This is a genomic window from Protofrankia sp. Cas8 (assembly GCF_963555845.1).
Classification (GTDB): Bacteria; Actinomycetota; Actinomycetes; order Frankiales; family Frankiaceae; genus Protofrankia.
Genome location: NZ_CAUVXI010000062.1, coordinates 7,298 through 25,927 on the forward strand (window position 1 = coordinate 7,298; position 18,630 = coordinate 25,927).

An 18,630-nucleotide genomic window follows, 5' to 3' on the forward strand; every position below is an offset into this window, starting at 1 on the left:
CAGATCGGCGCCGAGCTCGGCACGCTGCTGACCATGCTGACAGCAAGCACGGGGGCACGCCGGGCGATCGAGGTCGGCACGTTCACCGGATACTCCTCGGTGTGCATCGCCCGTGGGCTGCCCGCCGACGGGCAGCTGCTCTGCTGTGACGTGAACGAGGACTGGACCTCGCTCGCGCGTGAGTACTGGAAGCGCGCCGGCCTGGACGACCGGATCGAGCTACGGCTCGGCCCGGCCGCGACCACCATCGCCGCGCTGCCCGCCGAGCCCAGCTATGACATCGCCTTCGTCGACGCAGACAAGATCTCCTATCAGACGTACTTCGACCTGCTGGTGCCGCGGATGCGCGTGGGTGGGCTGATCGTCGCCGACAACGTGCTGCAGGGTGGCGATGTCGTGGATGCGGCAAGCCAGGAGGTGAACGTCCGGGCGATCCGGGCATTCAACCAGGCCGTGGTCGCCGATAATCGGGTTCAGGCCGTTCTGCTGGCAGTTTCGGACGGTCTGACAATCGCCCGAAAGCTCTAACCTCCCATGCAATGCCGTGCCGGCAACGGCGGCGCGACCATGGCCTGCCATGCCATGCCGCGCCGCCCTCGCTCCCGATCACCGCAGCCACACCGGCACTCAATCGGACCTGACGACCAGATAATCCTGGACGCGGGCGAACTCGCGCTCCAGAAAATCGAGGAAATCGTCGACCTCGTACTCCCGGTAGCCCCCGTAAAACCGCGTCGTATCGAACTTGACAGCACTGATGTCGGCCGGCGCGAGGCATGCGGGAAACGAACCGGGATCCCGCTGCCGGCCGTCTCCGGTGGATTTCACCAGAGCGTGCATGACGGCCAGATCCTGCGCCACCCGGTCGAGGAAGTCATTAACCTGATCAACCTTGTAGCCAACACCGAGCTGCGTCCGGGTAAACAATTTTCCCGCCACCTCCGGACCGGTTATACCAGCGTGGTAGGAAAGACCGCGCACACCGGTCCGGCCGGCACTCGACACCGCGGACATAAATTTCTGGAGGTTTGCGAACTCCCGCGCGACAACGCTGAGGAAGTCATCGACCTCCTGTTCGCAGTAGCCACTCAGAAACCTCGTCGGGTTGAAGGTCGTCGAGCTGATCTCCGTCGGGGTCACGCGCAGGACGAGTTCGCTCGGATCCGGTCGGTAGCCGCTCTCGACCGAGAGCACAAGTGTGTGCAGGCGATGCAACTCCGCGGCAGTCCGGTCGAGGAAGGCGTCAACACCGACCATGGTGTAGCCGGTGCGCAGGCGGGTGGCGCTGAACGCCTTCATGCTGAGGTCGTTGGATGTCACGATCGGCCGGTAGACGGGATGGCGGGAACCGCGTTCACCGCCCGCCTGCGAAAGCGGCGACTGTGGCTGCATTCCGCGCCGTACCGGCGGGGCCTGCGCCACTCCAGCGGGCGCCACCCGAGCTGGTGCCGTCGGATCCGACGTCGGCGGAGCTGACACCGTGGGAGCCGGCGCTTGCTGCGGCACCGATACCCGGGACGGCCGTGGCTGGATAGGCAGCGGGATGGTCTGCCCCGGCTGAAGCTGCCGCGGCACCTGCACGACACCGCTTCGCTGCGCAGTATCACTGTTATACCGGCTGATGCCGTCATACCGTCCGATAATATCGTAACGGGCGGTATCGTCATGATACGCACTATCATCAAGTGTGATGTCATGGTGCGCACTATCATCAGGCGTGATGTCATAATGCGCATTGTCATCGTGCGCATTGTCATCGTGCGCGATGTCATAATGCGCAATACCGTCCGGCCAGAGAATCGCCGGACGGACAAGGGCGTCCAGCGGCACGCTGATCCGTCCAGCGAGGTCTGCCGCCCAGCGCTCGACCGGCACCGCCGCCGGTGATTCGCCGCCCGGGGGTGGCCAGTGCATGGACACCCGATGCGCGACCGCCCGTGCCAACAGGTCGGTCGTACCGCCGGCAATCAGGTCGAGTTCCTTCGACCACCGGACGGCGACAACGAGGTCGGGACGGGCCAGCTGCCGTTCGATCTGGAGGAAACGCTCTAGCTCATGCCGGCACTGGGCATTCCGGAAAAAAGCAGGGGTCATGACCGCTATGAGGATGGCCGCGGCGTTCGCGGGGTCCGCCGTACCGGCAATCCGCTCGTGCCAGAGCTCACCCCAGCGGGGATCCCGGCGATCGCAGAAAACTCGGAACGAAGAGTGACCCGTTCGGGTTCGGATGTCATCCTCGAGCGCGGCCGCGAGCTCCGCCAGGGAAGCACCGTGCCGCGCATGGTCCGCGTCGGCGTAGCTGAGGAAGGCGACCGGCGCCGAACCAGGCTGGCTGGGCACACGGACCTCCCGCGCACTGCCGCGCGGAAACGCACTGATCAGGGACCTTTTCACCGTTCCTGACCATATAGTCGGCAGCCGAATCCGACGATGTGATCCAGAAAATGACACCCGAATATAGCCGAAGAAGAATTAGATAGATAATCATGAAGATATATACCAACTGCAATGAAATCGGATGCGGTGCCATAGGATGGCATTCATGGTGGGGGCCTCGGCGGGCGGTGTGGGCGGGCTCGTCCTGGCGGCCGGGGCCGGGCGCCGCTTCGGCGGTCCCAAAGCCCTGGCCACGCTGGACGGCGAACCGCTGGTCGAGCGGGCGGCTCGGCTGCTCGCAGCCGGCGGCTGTGCGCCGGTCTTCGTGGTGCTCGGAGCAGCCGCGGCCGAGGTCATCAGATCCGCGACGTTGCCAGGAGCGCAGGTCGTCCTCGCCCCGGGCTGGGCCGAAGGGATGGGGAGCTCGCTTCGGCGCGGGCTCGATGCGGTTGCCGACACCGCCCTCGACGCGGTGATCATTGCGCTCGTCGACCAGCCCCTGATCGGCCCGCAGGCCGTACGCCGGCTGCTCGACGCCCACGCGTCCGGCGCGGTCGCGGCGGTCGCCACCTACGGCGGGCAACCGCGTAATCCTGTGTTGTTACGGCGTGAGACCTGGGCCGAGGTGTGCGCCCACGCCCGCGGTGATGTGGGCGCGCGCGCCTGGCTGCACGCCAACCCCGACCGCGTCGTCACGGTGGCGTGCGACGGAACCGGCTCCCCCGACGACATCGACACACCGGCGGATCTCGCCCGCCTGTCAGCCGCGACTGCCCCCGATGGCCGTGGCCGATGATGGGGATCGGGCCGGCCGTCGATTCAGCTGGAACAGCCGGTGCCGGATGCGCCACCCGTCCGGTGTGCGGACGACCGCGTCGGTGTACTGGCCGGAACTGGCACGCCGGTCGGGCAGGACGCCGAGGACACGGCTGTGCAGCACCGGCTCGCCGCCGTCCTCGGTCACATAGATGTTGGTGATGTGATGGGCGAGCGGATGGTCCGCGCCGTCCATGTGATGCCGGATGGCGTCGAGCCCGTCGAGCCGCGGAGCGTCGACGTCAGTGAGATCGAAAACCGCATCCGCGGCGAAGACGTACGCCAGACCCGGCCAGTCCCGGGCGTCGATGAGATCCCCGTACCGCGCCGCGATCTCATGCAGTGCCAACCTGTCCGCGGTCCCGATGCCCATTGCGTCGATACCCACTGCGTCGATGCCCACTACGTCGCTGCCCGTTACGTCGCTGCCCACTAGACCCGTCCTTGTCCCATGCGCCGGTCACGATGCCCGAAGCCATTGTGGTGCAACGGGTTGTCAGATGCCGAACTGGACCCCCGCGCGCAGCACAATGATCGCCCCGGCCACGACGATGACACCCGCGGTGGCCACCGGGGTCCAGCGGGCGGCCACACCGGTGAGCCTCGGAGCGGCGGCGCTGGCCCGTCGCAGCAGCGGACGGTGCGCCCGGTCCAGCAGAATGCCGATGCTGACCAACGCCACGGCCATACCCACGCCGTAGGCGAAGACCAACACGACGCCGAACCAGGCGCGTCCGAGTGCGACGGCGCCCAGCAGTACGACGACCGCGGTCGGAGTCGGGACGAGACCGCCGGCGAACCCCATCGCAAGCAGGCCACGCAGTTTCGGCGGCCCCTCGGGGAGGGCATGGGTGTGCAGGCGACCACCATGCGTGTGCGTGTGCTCATGGTGATGCTCATGGTCACCCGCATGCTCATGGTCACCCGCATGCTCATGGTCACCCGCATGGTCATGGTCACCCGCATGGTCATGGTGCGCATGGCCGGCCCGGCGAGGCGCGAGCCGGCTGCGCAGCAGCGTGACGCCGAGGCTCACCATCAGCGTGCCGCTGGCAATGCCGAGCCACGGGTACAACCGTTCCGGGGCAAGGTTCGTCGACACCGACAGCGCCACCCCCAGCAGCAGCACGCCGAGCGTGTGGGTCACGGTCACCGCCAGCGCCATCAGGGCGAGGTCCCGGCGGGACGCCCGGTTGCCGGCGATCCGGGCCGCCATCACCGTCTTGCCGTGCCCGGGAGCGAACGCGTGGACCGCGCCGAGCCCGACCGCCAGCACGACGGCCAGCAGGCCCATGCCGAACGAGAGCGTGCGGCGCCCGACCAACGCGGTGAAACGCCCGGTGAGCCCGCTCGACCCGGCTGGGCGCACAGCGGAACTCTGGTTGCCGTCGAGGGGGTCGAGGACCGGCGGTCCGCCTGGCTTTGCCCGCAGTGTCGCGCTGCTGACGTCGGACGGGCTGGACAGCGGGTCCGACGGATACGAGGCGAGCAGCCCACTCGGCGACCGGGTGGGAACGTCACTGGCGACAAGGGTGGTCCGATCACCCAACGCCACGGTCTCCCGCCAACCCACCCGGTCGGTGTAGGCCCGCAGCGTGTACCCGACCGATGCGGGGGTGTCGCCGGTCTCGACCGCGTACCGGCAGACCAGCCGCAACAGCGACAGGCCGCCCGCCCCCGGTGGGAAGCTCAGGGTGCCCGCGGTCGGCGTGAGTGGACGGACCCGGCCGTCCACGGTCAGGTCGGCCTGGCCCGCGATACGCCCGCATTCCTGCTCCCGCCAGGTCGTGGCGCCGACAGCGTCGATCGCCGGACGGGTCTGGGTGGTCGGGATCTCGGCCATGTCGACGATGACGTCGACGAGCACCCGGTCCGGCTGCACCCGCAGCACGCTGGAGGTGTTCACGGTGTAGTTACCCAGCGGATGAGCCGATGCCGCTCCCGCCGACAGGCCGACGATCATCAGTGCGATCACCGCGACGGCCGACCAGCGCCATGGGCCGCGCCGGCCCGGCCGCGTCGTCGCCATCACCGGCCGCCGGCAAGGGTGGCCAGCAGCGTCGCGGCGCGTGGGGCGTGCAGCGGGGAGAAGTACGGGTTCGTGGCGAGCGCGGTCCGCAGGTCTGCCGCTGCCGCGTCCCGCTGCCCGAGCGACGCCTCGATCACGCCGAGGTGGTAGCGCAGAAGTGCACGCTGGGTACCGAGCGCAACCGCGGCGCGTGCGTGGACAAGGGCCTCGGAGTCCCGGCCGAGCTGGTGCAGTGCCCAGGCGTCGGCGTCCTGGACGAATATCCCGACGCGGGTCCTGATCTGCAGATCAGTGGTCGCGAACGCGGCGGCCGGGTCCCCGTGGTCGGCCTCGAACAGGGCCAGGTCCACGCCGACGTCCACCCGCTGCGTGCGGAACAGCTCAGCGGTGGTTCGCGCCAGTGAATACTGGGTCCGCGCCTCGTCTTTCCGGCCCACCGACTCCAGCAGTTCCCCATACTCGATGACCAGCGCCGGCGTCGGCATTCGGGTCACCACGCTCTGGTAGTCGGCCAGTGCGGTCTCGATCTGGCCGCGGGCCGCGGCAACCCGGGCCCGCCCGCCGAGCAACGTTGCCGAGGACGGATCTCTTTCCAGACCCCGGCGGTAGGCATCGTCGGCACCGTCACGATCACCGCTGTTCCACGCGAGCTCGCCGAGGTGGAACAGGGCGAACGCGGCATCCGACGGGGATGTCGCGTCGGCGAGCACGCGCTCCATGGCGTTGCGGGCATCGGCGACGTCGCCCTGCAGCTCGAACGCGTAGGACACCCGGGCCAGTGAGGCGACATCCGGCCGCAGGTCGACCGTGTGCTGGACAGCCTCCCAGGCCTGCGGGTAGCGGCCGAGCTCGATCAGCGCGTCCGCACGTATTCCGCCGGCGGTCGCGCTGTACGGATTGATCGCTATCGCCGCGTCGGCGAGCCGCAGCGCCTCGACGAAGTCGTGGCGGGCCGCCGCCAGCGCCGCCTGCCCGGCCAGCGCGGCGTCGTTGTCGACCGGTCGGATCGCGAGCGACCGGGCCAGCGCGGTCTCGGCCCGCGGGTAGTAGGTCGGGTCGCCGGTGACCCTGGCCCGCTCGACGTAGGTGGTGCCAAGCGCCGACCAGGCCGTCCAGTCGCCGGGAACGAGGCTCAGGTGCCGTTGGAGATCGTTGACGGCCCGAGTCGACACGTCCTGCGGTGCGGGCCCGGTGGCCCCCGGTGCCGGAGCCCCGGATGCCTGCGCCCGCGGATCCGTGCCCCCGAGCACGCCGGTGGGGATCAGCGTCGCTCCCGCCAGCAGAGCGACCGCGGCCGTCACCACCGCCCCGATCATCGTGGCGGCTTGTCGTTTCCTCATCTGGGTTCCCTCCCGGTGGCGGGCCTGCACAGTGCTGTTCGCAGCAGGCCGGCCTCCGGATGGGAGGAACCGTGTCGGGTTTCTGACACCCGGCCGGTCATTGATACCCATCCGAACGGCCGCGGCGCACGAACAAGGGATGTCGCGACCGGCAGTTGGGCCGGTCCCTTCATCATCCCGAGGGGAAAATCATGATTGAACCGGATTCCACCGGGGGGGCACGTCGCCCCCGGGCCGGATCACGGACCCGGCCGGCACGGCGCGGGATCGCCGGCATCGCCGGCATCGCCGCGGTGACACTCGGCGTCGGTAGCGCGCTCGTGGCGCTGAGCCCGGCGGCGTCGATGGCCTCCAGCCACCGCGAGGCGCCGCTGGTCGCCGCCGACCCGGCCATCGACAACACCGACACCTACGCGTTCGTCAGCCCGGACGACAAGAACTCGGTGACGTTGGTCGCCAACTGGATACCGTTCGAGGACCCGAACGGCGGGCCGAACTTCTACCCGTTCGCCAATGACGCCCAGTACGACATCAACATCGACAACGACGGGGACGCCAAGCCGGACATCACCTACCGGTGGACGTTCTCCAGCTCGTACAAGAACCCGAACACCTTCCTGTACAACACCGGTGTCGTCACGTCGCTGGACGACCCTGACCTGAACTTCACCCAGACCTACCGGCTGGAGGTGGTCAGCAAGGGCAAGTCCACGGTGCTGGCCGACAAGGTGCCGGTGGCACCGTCCAACGTCGGCAAGACCTCCATGCCGAACTACGCCGCCCTGCGCAACCAGGCGGTCAAGCCCCTGCCCAGCGGGCTCACGACGTTCGCCGGCCAGGCCGACGACCCGTTCTTCCTGGATCTGCACGTGTTCGACCTGCTCTACGGCGGCAACCTGTCCGAGATCGGCAAGGACACCCTCGCCGGCTACAACGTCAACTCGATCGCGCTGAAGGTACCGGCCTCGTTGCTGGCCCTCAAGGGCGACGCCGGCCGCAACCCGGTGGTCGGGGTGTGGAGCACCACCCAGCGGCGCAGCACCACCATGGTGTCCCCGACCAACAGCTCCGGCCGGGCGATGGGCTTCGGGCAGTGGTCGCAGGTCTCGCGCCTGGGCTCACCGCTGGTGAACGAGGTCATCATCCCGGTCGGCCAGAAGGACCGGTTCAACGCCTCGACACCGTCGCGGGACGCCCAGTTCCTCAACTACGTCACCGACCCCGAGCTGGCCCGTCTCTTCCAGACCTTCTACAAGATCCCGGCACCGAAGACTCCGCGTAACGACCTCGTCGCGGTGTTCCTCACCGGTATCAGCAAGGCGAACCTCGGCGTCGACCTCACCTCACCGACCCTGAACGCCGACGCCGACCCCAAGGACATCGCCCCGTCCGAGGAGCTCCGGCTCAACATGTCCGTTCCACCCACGGCAAGCCCGAACCGCCTGGGCGTGGTCGGCGGTGACGCCGCCGGCTTCCCGAACGGGCGGCGCCTGACCGACGACGTCGTCGACGTCGAGCTCCAGGCCGTCGAAGGTGTCCTGCTGCCGGGCACACCGGACGCCGTCAAGGGGCTGGGGGACGCCGTGAACGCCAACAACATCCCCTTCCTGGGCACGTTCCCGTACCTCGCCCTGCCGAACTCACGCTGACGCTGAAACACGGCTGACGCTGCGGCCGTAGCTACAGCTACGGCCGACGCTCGAGCTACGGCCGATGCTCGGAAATGACCCACGGGGAGGAGGACCGCAATGATGCTGCGCACACCACCGTCGATCAGGATGGCCGCAGCCGCCGCAGTGTTGGCCGTGGCCGGGCTCGCGGCCGGCTGCGGGGGCGGCGGCGGGGGCGGCGGCGGGACCACCGCCACCAAGCCGCTCCCGGCAGTCGAGACGTTCCAGGCCGGCGCCTGCCGGGATGCGGCGTCCGGGCTGGTCGACACCCTGCGCATCGCGCGTCGGGGCAATGACAAACCCGACGGCATCAAACTCGTCGCGACCGACCTGATCGACCCGCAGGAGAAGCTCTACGACCAGATCCCGACCGCGGGCGAGTTCGCCCCGGACATCGAAAAGATCACAACCGCGATCGGCTTCCTCCGGCTGCGGGTCGACACCAGTACCTACGAGCCGAAATTACTGACCGAGGTGACGACAACGACCGAAGCGCTGGTCAACCGCTGTACCTCCAGCCGCTGATCGTCAGTTAGCACCCCGGGGACATCGGCCTCCGGGTGTGCGAGAAAAACCATGATCGCACACCCTTTGGCCCTCAGGGGGACATCGGCCTCCGGGTGTGCGAGAAAAACCATGATCGCACACCCTTTGGCCCTCAGGCCGGGATCGGGGTGGGGCGCGAGCACCGCTCCCCACCCCGATCGCACGACGTTTCCCAAGCCGAGTTTCCCCAGCCGATTCTTTCGATTCACCCGGGGTCTACCGGGCGCGTTCGTCGAATTGCGCCGGAATCACCCGCCGGCCGGGAACACGGTATATATGATGACAAGCGGCCGGTGGGCGAGCCGCCCGCCAGCCCCGCCGGACCCGCACCGCGTCGGATAGATGACTCCCCGGGTGGCGGCGTGGCGCCGGTGAATATCATCCCCTGGAGTGGACTGCCAATGTCACCCGGCGGATGGGCGTGAAACATGAGTGGGGGCGGGCCCGGTAGCGCCGTCAATGACAATCTCGGCCATCCCGACGGATTTGTCGCGCGACAATCGGAGCTGAGCTTCCTCGGTGCCAGGTTGGCGGACGCGCGGAACGGTGCGCTCACGGTTGTCGCGGTAACCGGCGAGCAGGGTGTCGGCAAGACCACGCTCGTACGCCGGTTCCTCGAGGGGCTCGCCGACGACACGCGAACGCTGGTTGCCAGCGGCGACGAGGCCGAGTCGACGCTGGCCTTCGCAACCATCGCCCAGCTCCTCAGCGGTGTCGACGAACCGCTCGTAGCGCCGAATCTCACCGCGTCGGACGGCAGCGCGCAGGACCCGCTGCGGGTGGGAGCCGCCCTGGTGGCGCTGGCCGGCCAGATGCTCACCGAGTGCGCGACCCTGGTCATCGTCATCGACGACATTCAATGGGCCGACACCGCTTCCCAGCGGGCTCTGGCGTTCGCTTTACGCCGGCTGCGCTCGGACTCCATTCTATGTCTGCTGGTCATGCCGACCACACCCGCGGTGGCACTCACCGACGGGTTGCTGCGTTTTCTCGCCGAACGGGGAACGCCACTGCGCGTGCGCGGGCTGGACCCGTCGGACCTGCGCGAACTGTCTCGGCTGGTGTCCGGCAGCCCGATGTCGACCCACGCGGCCGAACGTATCTTCCAGTTGACCGACGGCAATCCGCTGCACGCCCGCGCGTTGCTGGAGGAATTTTCCTCGGATGCGCTGGACAACGACGCCGAACCGTTACCGGCGCCACGCTCGTTCACGCTGGTCGTGCTCGGCCGGCTGGCTCAGTGCGCGCCCGAAGGTCGCTCGCTCACCATGGCGGCGGCGGTGCTCGGTCGGTCCTGCCAGCTGGTGGACGCGGCCAGGCTCGCGGAGATCAGGGCGCCGCTGCCCGCGCTCGAGCAGGCGGTCGCCTCGTCGCTGCTGATCGAGGAGACCACGAGGCTGGAACACCGGATCGCCTTCGCCCATCCGCTCGTACGGTCGGCAATCTATCATGATCTTGGACCGGCGCACCGGTCGGCCCTGCACCTGCGAGCCGCGCAGCTGGCCCATGACGACAGGGCCCGGCTGCGCCACCGGATAACGGCGACGATCGTTCCCGATCCGGACCTCGCGGCCGAGATCACCGTCGCGGCGGAGCGCCTGGCCGTCGAGGCCCGGTGGGCCGCCGCCGGCGACCTGATGCTGGACGCGGCACGGCTGACCCCGGATCGGCCCACCCAGGAACGGTTGTTCGTCGATGCCGTCGACTTCCTGCTCTACGCGGGCGAACTGGCCCGCGCGGGTCGCCAGACCGACCACGCCGGAGTCATCGAGGATCCGGCGCGGCGCAACTACCTGGCGGGACGCCTCGCGCTCGTCCAGGGCGCCTACAAGGAGTCCACCGCCTACCTACGCGCCGCATGGACCGCGGTCGACCCCGCGGCGGACCCTGCCTTCGCGCGCACGATAGCCGAGCAGACGGCGCTGACGCTGTCGTTCCAGGGCCTCAACCGCGAAGCCGCGATCTGGGGGTCCCGCGCGATGGGCATGGCGGGGACACCGGCGGTCCGGCCGTGGCAGCTGATCGACATACAGATCAGCGCGCTGATCGGATCCGGCCAGTTCGACACGGCCCGGGAACTCGCGGCATCCGTGCCGGAGCCCTACGCCAGGCAACGAGACGGGTTGTTCGGGCGGGGGTATGTCCTGCTGGCATCCGACCGGCTGGAAGCGGCGCGGGAGGCGTTCACCGTCACCGCCACCGCCTACCGCCAGCACGGATCGGTGGGTTACGCACTCGGGGCGCTCGCCTTCCTCTCCGATACCGAGTACCGACTCGGAGCATGGGACGACGCGGTCCTGCACGCCGAGCTCGCCGCATCGATCGCCGGCGACGCCGAACAGCACTGGATGCTGCCGCTGTGCCATGCGGTCGCCGCGGCGCCGCTGGCGGGCCGGGGCCTTGCGGCGGCCGCCGAACACCTGAAGATTCTGGACAACCCGGGATGGCCGCCGGACAACGCCACGCAGGGGCTCGCCGCCGCCACGCGCGCCCGGCTCGCGCACGCCGCCGGGGACACCGAAGGCGTTCTGGCCGCGCTGAGTTTCTTCACCACCATCACGGAGATGGCCGCGCCCGAGCCGGCCTGGATGGCGTGGCGACCGATGCACGCCGAGGCGCTGGCCGGCCTGGGCCGCCCCGACGATGCCGACAGGAGCCTGCGTCCCCTCGAGGAGGCCGCGACCGAGGAAAAGCACCGTTCGGCGCTGGTGGCCTGCGCCCGGGCACGGGCGGCCATCGAGATCGCACGACGGCGGCCGGCAGCCGCCGAGGATGCCTACCGCGACGGTCTGGCACTGGCGGTGGACCAGCCGATCCCGTTCGAACGGGCACTCCTCGAGCTGGGGCACGGCGTCTTCCTGCGCCGGTCCGGTCGGTCAGACGAGGCCATGGCCGCCCTCAGCGCGGCTCAGGCACGGTTCGAGGCACTGGGCGCGCGGCCCTACCTGCTCCGTTGCGACCGCGAACTCGCCGCCTGCGGGCAGGCGCCGGCACAGCCCCGGGGCACCGATCCGGTCGGTTCGCTCACCCCGCAGGAGCGGACGGTGACCCAGCTGGTCTGTACGGGCCTGTCCAACCGCGAGATCGCCGCCGAGCTGGTGCGCAGCGTCAAGACCATCGAATACCACCTCGGAAACGTGTACGCGAAGCTCGGCGTCCGGTCTCGCACCCAGCTGGCCGCGTATCTGCGCGCCGGATGACGAAAACCTGGGGAAATCCCCGGGGACACCATTGCGTAATACGGCTACCGTCAACCATGTCGGCTCCGGGTGCAAGGCGGAGGGTGATGGCATTCCGTGATAGACGACACCGAAGGTGGCGAGACTGCCGCGGTAACCGTGCGGCTCGTCATGGAACTGACCCCGGTCACCACCGACCGTATCGACGGGCGCATCCGTTTCGACGACGAGCGCATCGCGGAGTTCCACGGCTGGATGGATCTGATCCGCGTCCTGGAGGAGGTGATCGCGATACACAGCCCGCCACCGGCCGATGGCTGACACCGCGGCCGGCCCATGCCCCCCGGGGGGGGCACGGGCGGTGCTCCGTCGGCGGATTCCCGACACGTTTTCAACGCATGGTTCCGAAGGGGTAGGACGTGCCTGTGACGCTGAGACTCGTCAGCGGAAGTCATGAGGCGACCGTGCCGACCGGTCGACCCTTTGTCGTCGGACGCGGCCGGGACGCCGATCTTGTCTTGGCGGATGCCCGGGTTTCGCGTGAGCATCTGGTAATCGAACCGGACGCTCAGGGTTGGACGGTTCGTGATGTGAGCTCCAACGGCACCTGGCTGGGCGGTCAGCGGGTGCGGCGGGTAGCTGTGGAAACTGAGATTCGGCTGCGCCTGGGCACGCCGACCGGCCCCGAGCTCACTGTTCTGCCCGTTCCCGTTCCCGTTCTACCCGTTCCCGCGGACTCCCCCGAGGTCGGCGGTGCGGATCGGGATCCGCACTCGCAGCTGCTGACCCTGCGGCCGGACGCCGCGGGTTATGAGCCCGGTCCGAAACTTCCGCGCTCTGACCACCTCGGCCACCCCGACGATTTTCTTCAGGTGGACAGCCTGGAGGGTGCGCACGAACGCCGCAACGTCCATCGACTGTTTCGTGGAACGTTGTCGATCGGGCGGTCCGGGGGTAACGACATCACGGTGGGAGACCTGCTCGCATCCCGGTGGCACGCCGAGCTCCTGATCGGCGACAGCGGGGTTGAGATCGTCGACCTGGGGTCGGCGAACGGGACATTCGTCAACGGTTCCCGCGTCACCAGGGCAGTTCTCGCCCAACGTGACGTGATTGCCGTGGGACATCATCTCTTCCAGGTCGAGGGTGACCAGCTGGTCGAGTACCTGGACTCCGGTGATGTCACCTTCGAGGCCGACGGGCTGAGCGTGTTCGTCGGTGATACGCAGATCCTGCACTCGGTGAGTTTCCGGCTGCCGGGTCAGGCGCTGTTGGCCGTCATCGGTCCGAGCGGAGCCGGTAAGTCGACGTTGTTGAACGCACTGACCGGATTCCGACCGGCGGATCAGGGAACGGTCCGCTATGCCGGCCGGGACATGTACAACGAGTACGATGAACTGCGTCGCCGGATCGGTCATGTCCCGCAGGACGACCTGCTGCACACGACACTGACCGTGCGCAAAGCGCTTGATTACGGGGCGGAACTGCGCTTCCCGCCGGATACCACGAGGGCGGAGCGGCGGGCGCGGGCGGACGAGGTCCTGGCCGAACTGGGTCTGACGCATCGGGCGGGCCTACCGGTACAGAAGCTCTCCGGCGGCCAACGAAAGCGCACCAGCGTGGCGCTTGAACTCCTGACCCGGCCCACGCTGCTGTTCCTGGACGAACCGACGTCCGGTCTTGATCCAGGTCTGGACAAGAACGTGATGGGCTCTCTGCGGGGGCTGGCCGATGACGGGCGAACGGTCGTCGTCGTAACCCACAGCGTCGCGCAGCTTGATGTCTGCGATTATATTCTGGTACTCGCGAAGGGCGGGTATATCGCCTATTTCGGCCCACCGCGGTATGCTCTGTCGTTTCTCGGGGAGAGCGTCTGGGCCGACGTCTTCGAAATGCTGGAGGAAACGCCCGGAGAGGTCCTGGCAGACCGTTTCCGGGATTCGCGCTTCTACGTACCGGCATCGGTCACCGCGCCGCCCGCCCGACCTGTGCCGGCGGAGCTGCCAAGCGTCCGCCAGCAGTCGGTTCTGTTCCAGACAATAACTCTCAGCCGCCGCATGCTGAGTGTCATCGCCTCCGACCGCTCGTATCTCGGGCTCGTCATCGCTTTTCCGTTCCTGCTGGGCATCATGCCCCGGGTGGTGGGACGCAACCTGGACGTGCTTCCCAACCGGCCGAATCAGGACGCGCCGCTGATACTTCTGGTGATGGTGCTGTGCGCCTGTTTCATGGGGATGGCCAATTCGGTCCGAGAGATCGTCAAGGAACGGGCGATCTACCGGCGGGAACGGGCCATCGGATTATCCAGAACCGCCTATCTCGCGGCGAAGGTCGTCGTTCTCACGATGGTCACCGCGGTGCAGAGTGTCGTGTTCACGACGATCGGTATCCTCGGTCATGAACCACGCCACGCGGTGGTCCTCGGCTCCCCGCTGCTGGAACTCATCGTCGCGGTCACCGTGATCTCACTGTCGTCCGCAATGATCGGCCTGGTGATCTCGGCACTGGTGGACAACTCGGACAAGGCCATGCCACTGCTTGTGCTCATCACCATGTCACAGGTCATGTTCAGCGGCGGGCTCGTCGCGGTGCACGGCAAACGAGGGCTGGAGGAGATCAGTGCCCTCGCGCCCGCCCGGTGGGGTTTCGCGGCGGTCGCCTCGGCCGCCGATCTCAACAAGGTGCAGAAACGAGGAGACCCGCAGTTGAATCCGGACAGTATTGCCGACCCGCAGTGGGCACATACGGCGACCGTCTACCTCACCGACGTCCTCGCGTGCCTGACTCTCGGCATCCTCGCGGTGATCCTTACGGCGCTGTTGCTCCGGCGGATGGATCCGAAGATCGTTCACCGGAGATTCCGCCCGGCCTCCGTCGGCTCGCAATAGAATTCTCCCGGTCGGCCGTCGCTCGAACTCGGCCGGCGGCATCCCAGCGTCCAGCCGGCCAAAGGCGACGCGATCATTGCTCCTCCGCGTCGCCGGCGGCCCAATAGGTTCAGGAGGACCCGTGACAGCGTTGCGGTGGCAACGACTCAAAGACCATGATCGACAGCTCATCCAATCCCGACCCGTGTCCGGTGAACAGCGGACCGACTACCCGATCGGCTGGTACTTCGCGCGTTTCAGTGAGGATCTCGCCCCGGGGCAGGTGGTACCCGTTGAGTTCATGTCCCGCCGGTACGCGCTTTTCCGCGACCAGGACGGCGCGGTGGTGATGATCGAGCGCCGGTACTCCGCGGCGGACCGGGATCCGCCGCGAGCGCGTCAGCCCACGATCCCGGTCCTGGAGCGGGTGGGGAACATCTGGTTCTGGTACGGCCCAGAGCCGGCCCGGGAATTCCTCGACGTCGCGTCATTCGACTCATCCCGATACACGAATGTCAAAGGGGAGATCCACATCGGGCGGAGCGATCCGTTGCCGATGTTCGAACACGTCGCCGACTCGTATCATTTTCCACACAACCACAAGGCGGCCGGGCAGCTCGAATACATCGTCACCGCCAACGAAGGAGACCGTTTCGAGTTCCAGCTGCGACCGGCGCCGGGGACGGACGGGGTCAACGTCCAGCGGTTCTTCAAGCCCCATGCCTTCATCGAGATGGCGGGGCCCTGCATCGCCGTCTACCGAGCGCAGAAAAACGCCACCATCAATCGTGACTCGCCGCTGCTGACAGTTCTGCTCGGTGCCACTCCGGTCCGGGAGAACGTCTCGATCCTCTCCTGGCGGATCGCCGTCCGCAAGGTCGGCACGACACCGTTCCACAGCCCGTTGAACTGGCTGCTCACCCGGGCGATCTGGCGTGTCATAGCCTGGAACGTGCATGTCGACCTGGAAGTCCTGAAATGGATGAGACGGCCGGCCAAGACGCTGTGGGTGAAGCCCGACGGTTCGTCCGTCCGCGAGTACCGGAACTTCTACAACCGCGCCATCATCGCCGGTTGGCGTCCTGATCACCAGCCTGATCCGCAGCCTGCACCGGACCGGCCGGAAGTCGAACTGACCGGAAATCGCGACTGATCCGCGGCGCGCGCCGTCCCGGTGCTGTCCGGACTCCCGGCCACTCTCAGGGCCCGGCGCCGGTCGCCGCGTTCAAGGCGTAGACCCGGGAGTCCAGGCTGCCGATATAGACCAGGCCGTTCACGACGGCCGGCGACGAGTCGTCCACCGGCGCTCCGGTGGCGTACCGCCACCGGAGTTTCCCGGTGACAGCTTCCACGGCATAGACATAGCGGTCGCGACTACCCACGTAGACCAGGTCGTTCGCCACGGCCGGTGAGGAGCGGATGCCGTTGTCGGTGGAGAACCGCCAGCGGGACCGACCGGTGCTGGCGTCCAGCGCGTAGAGGTTGCCGTCATCGCTTCCCACGTAGACCACCCGCTCGACCAGCAACGGCGTCGAGACCACCCCGTTGTCAGCCGTGAACTGCCAGTTCAGTGTTCCGGTCACGGTGTTCAGGGCGTAGACGTTGTGGTCGTCCGCGCCGATCCACAGTGTTTCGCCCGACACCGCGGGTGAGGAGTCCACGGTGCTGGCCGTGGTGAAGTGCCAGCGTGGGCGTCCGGTGGCGATGTCCAGCGCGTAGATGTTCTTGTCCCGGCACCCGATGTAAACCCCGCCGCCATACACGGTGGGGGAGGAGTTGAACCAGTCGCCACCGGTGAAACGCCAGCGTTCGGTGCCCGTTGTCGCGTCCACCGCATAGAGGTTATGGTCCCGGCAGCCGATGTAGACCACACCGTCGGCCACGGCCGGGGACGAGTGCATCACGCCACCGGTGCGGAACGTCCAGACGGGCTGACCGGTCGCAGCGTTCACCGCATACAGCTGGGAGTCGTTGCACCCGACGTACACCAAGCCGTCGGCGACCGCCGGGGATGACGTCACCGAACCACCGGTCTGATAGCGCCAGCGCGGCTGCCCGGTCACGGCATCGATGGCGTACAGGTGGGCGTCGTTGCTGCCGATGTAGACGGCTCCGTCGACGACCGCCGGGGAGGAGAACACCTGATCCCGGCAGGCGAATGCCCACGGCCGGGGGCCAGCGCTGTCCGTGCTCCCGCCGACCAGACGCACCGCCCCCCAGACCCCCGCGCCGACCACACCCACCGCACCCACCGCCGCCGCCGCGGCCCCGGTCGCCCGCAGCATGGTTCGCCGGGACACCCGCGCGGATTCGCGTCGATCGGCCGCACCGCCCCCGCTGTCGCCGTCGCGGGCCGGGGGCAGGATCTCCGCCGCTGGGAGCGGCGGGGTCACCGCGATCAGGGGAGCCAGCTGCGGAGACGGGGTGGAGGTCACCGCCTGCGACTCGCGGGCTGACCGGGACCGGACCTCCGCCGGTCCGGACGGCCCATCAGATGGGCGGGGGCTGTGCCGCCGCTCATAGGCCTCCACCAGCTCGTACCCGACCCGCGGCAACCACTGCTCGGCGCCGACACCGCCCGGTGCCCGCAGCCAGGTTCCAGCGATCTCCTCCAGTAGCTGATTCGTAGTGGGCCGCGCCGCCGGATCCCGTTGCGTGCACCGGCGAATCAGCTCGGTGAGCGCCGCGGGCACCCCGCTGAGATCCGGCGGGTCGGTGAGCAGCTGGGCCAGCACGTTCACCGGCGTGTCGCCCAGGTAGGGCAGGCGGCCCGTCGCCGCGTACAGCAAGGTGGCGCCAAGGGAGTACACGTCGGTGGCGGGGGTCACCGACGAGGTGTCCAGCGCCTGTTCCGGGGACATGTACTGGGGCGTTCCGATCACGGCCTGGGTGAGCTGCGTGCTGGTGTCCACCGTCCTGACCAGACCGAAGTCGATGACCTTGGGATTGTCCTTGGTCACCAGCACGTTCGACGGTTTCAGGTCACGGTGGATCAGCCCCACCCGGTGGATGGATTCCAGCGCCTCGGCGATCCCGGCCGCGAGCCAGAACACCGCGCGGACCGGCAGCGGACCGACCCGGCGCACCAGCAGATGCAGGGATGGCGCGGCCACGTAGGCGGTGGCCAACCACGGCATCGCCGCAGCCGCGTCGGCATCCACCACGGCGGCCGTGAACACGCCGCTGACCTGCCGGGCCGCCGCCGCCTCCCGTGCGAACCGCGCCCGGAAACCCGGCGCACCCACCATGTCGGTCCGTACCGTCTTGACGGCGACAAGCAGGCCCGATCGGGACTGGCCCAGGTACACCCGACCCATCCCGCCGGAGCCCAGCCGACCCATGATCCGGTATGGGCCGATCATCCGCGGGTCCTCGGGCAGCAGCGGCTCATACGGGTTCCCGGAGGACTCCTGCCGGCTCCCGGAAGAATTGTTCGGTCCACTCACGCCGGCATCCATCCGTCTCCCACCATGGCAGTCACAACCGCCACGACAATCACAACCACCGCGACAGCCGTCATCGTCTCCCAACCGGACGAGTGTCGACCGTGGCGGTTCCACCAGCCGAGCTGCCAGCCGCCGGACTGGCACCGGCCGGACTACCAGCCGCCGGACTGGCACCAGCCCCGTTGTCCGCGGTTGGCGGTCCCGGCGCCAGTGCCCTGCCGACCGCCGCGACCAGCCACGGGGCGAGGCTGTCCATCCCCGCGGGGGCGAGGTGGACGGCGTCGAAATACAACGGCCTGCCGGCGGACGTACGCGTCCAGCACTGTCCGGCCTGGCACAGCGCCGCGTCGACATCCAACAA

Annotated in this window: 14 protein-coding genes; 8 read left to right on the plus strand and 6 right to left on the minus strand. The window is 68.3% G+C overall.

Annotation, left to right across the window (positions count from 1 at the left end):
* Positions 1-528: O-methyltransferase (locus U9977_RS11550; protein ID WP_322749229.1), on the plus strand; the 528-nt coding region annotated here is incomplete at its 5' end.
* A 99-nt stretch (positions 529-627) separates the two neighbouring features.
* Here U9977_RS11550 and U9977_RS11555 read toward each other — a convergent pair.
* Positions 628-2,340 carry a DivIVA domain-containing protein gene (locus U9977_RS11555; RefSeq protein WP_322749230.1) on the minus strand — a complete coding sequence of 571 codons (1,713 nt, stop codon included), beginning with the start codon at positions 2,338-2,340 and terminating at the stop codon, positions 628-630.
* A 193-nt stretch (positions 2,341-2,533) separates the two neighbouring features.
* Here U9977_RS11555 and U9977_RS11560 point away from each other — a divergent pair, with 193 nt between their 5' ends.
* Entirely contained in the window at positions 2,534-3,172 is a 639-nt protein-coding gene (locus tag U9977_RS11560; RefSeq protein WP_322749231.1) for a nucleotidyltransferase family protein, read from the plus strand.
* Here the strand turns inward: U9977_RS11560 and U9977_RS11565 are convergent.
* The 3 genes from U9977_RS11565 to U9977_RS11575 all read right to left on the minus strand — a co-directional run bounded on the left by U9977_RS11565 (position 3,137) and on the right by U9977_RS11575 (position 6,561).
* Positions 3,137-3,625, minus strand: a complete 489-nt coding sequence (locus U9977_RS11565; protein WP_322749232.1) for a nuclear transport factor 2 family protein — start codon at positions 3,623-3,625, stop codon at positions 3,137-3,139. The genes U9977_RS11560 and U9977_RS11565 overlap by 36 nt on opposite strands.
* Before the next feature lie 63 nt (positions 3,626-3,688).
* Positions 3,689-5,221 carry a nickel/cobalt transporter gene (locus tag U9977_RS11570; RefSeq protein ID WP_322749233.1) on the minus strand — a complete coding sequence of 511 codons (1,533 nt, stop codon included), beginning with the start codon at positions 5,219-5,221 and terminating at the stop codon, positions 3,689-3,691.
* Positions 5,221-6,561 carry a tetratricopeptide repeat protein gene (locus tag U9977_RS11575; protein ID WP_322749234.1) on the minus strand — a complete coding sequence of 447 codons (1,341 nt, stop codon included), beginning with the start codon at positions 6,559-6,561 and terminating at the stop codon, positions 5,221-5,223. The genes U9977_RS11570 and U9977_RS11575 overlap by 1 nt, the downstream gene beginning before the upstream one ends.
* A 191-nt stretch (positions 6,562-6,752) precedes the next feature.
* Here U9977_RS11575 and U9977_RS11580 point away from each other — a divergent pair, with 191 nt between their 5' ends.
* From U9977_RS11580 to U9977_RS11605, 6 genes are all read left to right on the plus strand, one after another.
* Positions 6,753-8,210: a DUF4331 domain-containing protein gene (locus U9977_RS11580; protein WP_322749235.1), complete on the plus strand. Its 1,458-nt coding sequence runs from the start codon at positions 6,753-6,755 to the stop codon at positions 8,208-8,210.
* A 99-nt stretch (positions 8,211-8,309) separates the two neighbouring features.
* On the plus strand, positions 8,310-8,756 hold the full coding sequence (locus U9977_RS11585; RefSeq protein ID WP_322749236.1) for a hypothetical protein: 447 nt from the start codon (positions 8,310-8,312) through the stop codon (positions 8,754-8,756).
* A 449-nt stretch (positions 8,757-9,205) separates the two neighbouring features.
* Positions 9,206-11,977: an AAA family ATPase gene (locus U9977_RS11590; RefSeq protein ID WP_322749237.1), complete on the plus strand. Its 2,772-nt coding sequence runs from the start codon at positions 9,206-9,208 to the stop codon at positions 11,975-11,977.
* A 96-nt stretch (positions 11,978-12,073) separates the two neighbouring features.
* A complete protein-coding gene (locus U9977_RS11595) occupies positions 12,074-12,277 on the plus strand; it encodes a hypothetical protein (RefSeq protein ID WP_322749238.1) in 204 nt (67 codons plus the stop codon).
* A 98-nt stretch (positions 12,278-12,375) separates the two neighbouring features.
* Positions 12,376-14,844: an ATP-binding cassette domain-containing protein gene (locus U9977_RS11600; RefSeq protein ID WP_322749239.1), complete on the plus strand. Its 2,469-nt coding sequence runs from the start codon at positions 12,376-12,378 to the stop codon at positions 14,842-14,844.
* 121 nt (positions 14,845-14,965) lie between these two features.
* Entirely contained in the window at positions 14,966-15,976 is a 1,011-nt protein-coding gene (locus U9977_RS11605) for a Rieske (2Fe-2S) protein (RefSeq protein ID WP_322749240.1), read from the plus strand.
* Positions 15,977-16,022: 46 nt separating this feature from the next.
* On the opposite strand, the gene U9977_RS11610 is transcribed toward U9977_RS11605, so the two are convergent.
* Positions 16,023-18,269 carry a serine/threonine-protein kinase gene (locus U9977_RS11610; protein ID WP_322749241.1) on the minus strand — a complete coding sequence of 749 codons (2,247 nt, stop codon included), beginning with the start codon at positions 18,267-18,269 and terminating at the stop codon, positions 16,023-16,025.
* 70 nt (positions 18,270-18,339) lie between these two features.
* On the minus strand, positions 18,340-18,630 hold a 291-nt coding region (locus U9977_RS11615; protein WP_322749242.1), incomplete at its 5' end, for an SGNH hydrolase domain-containing protein.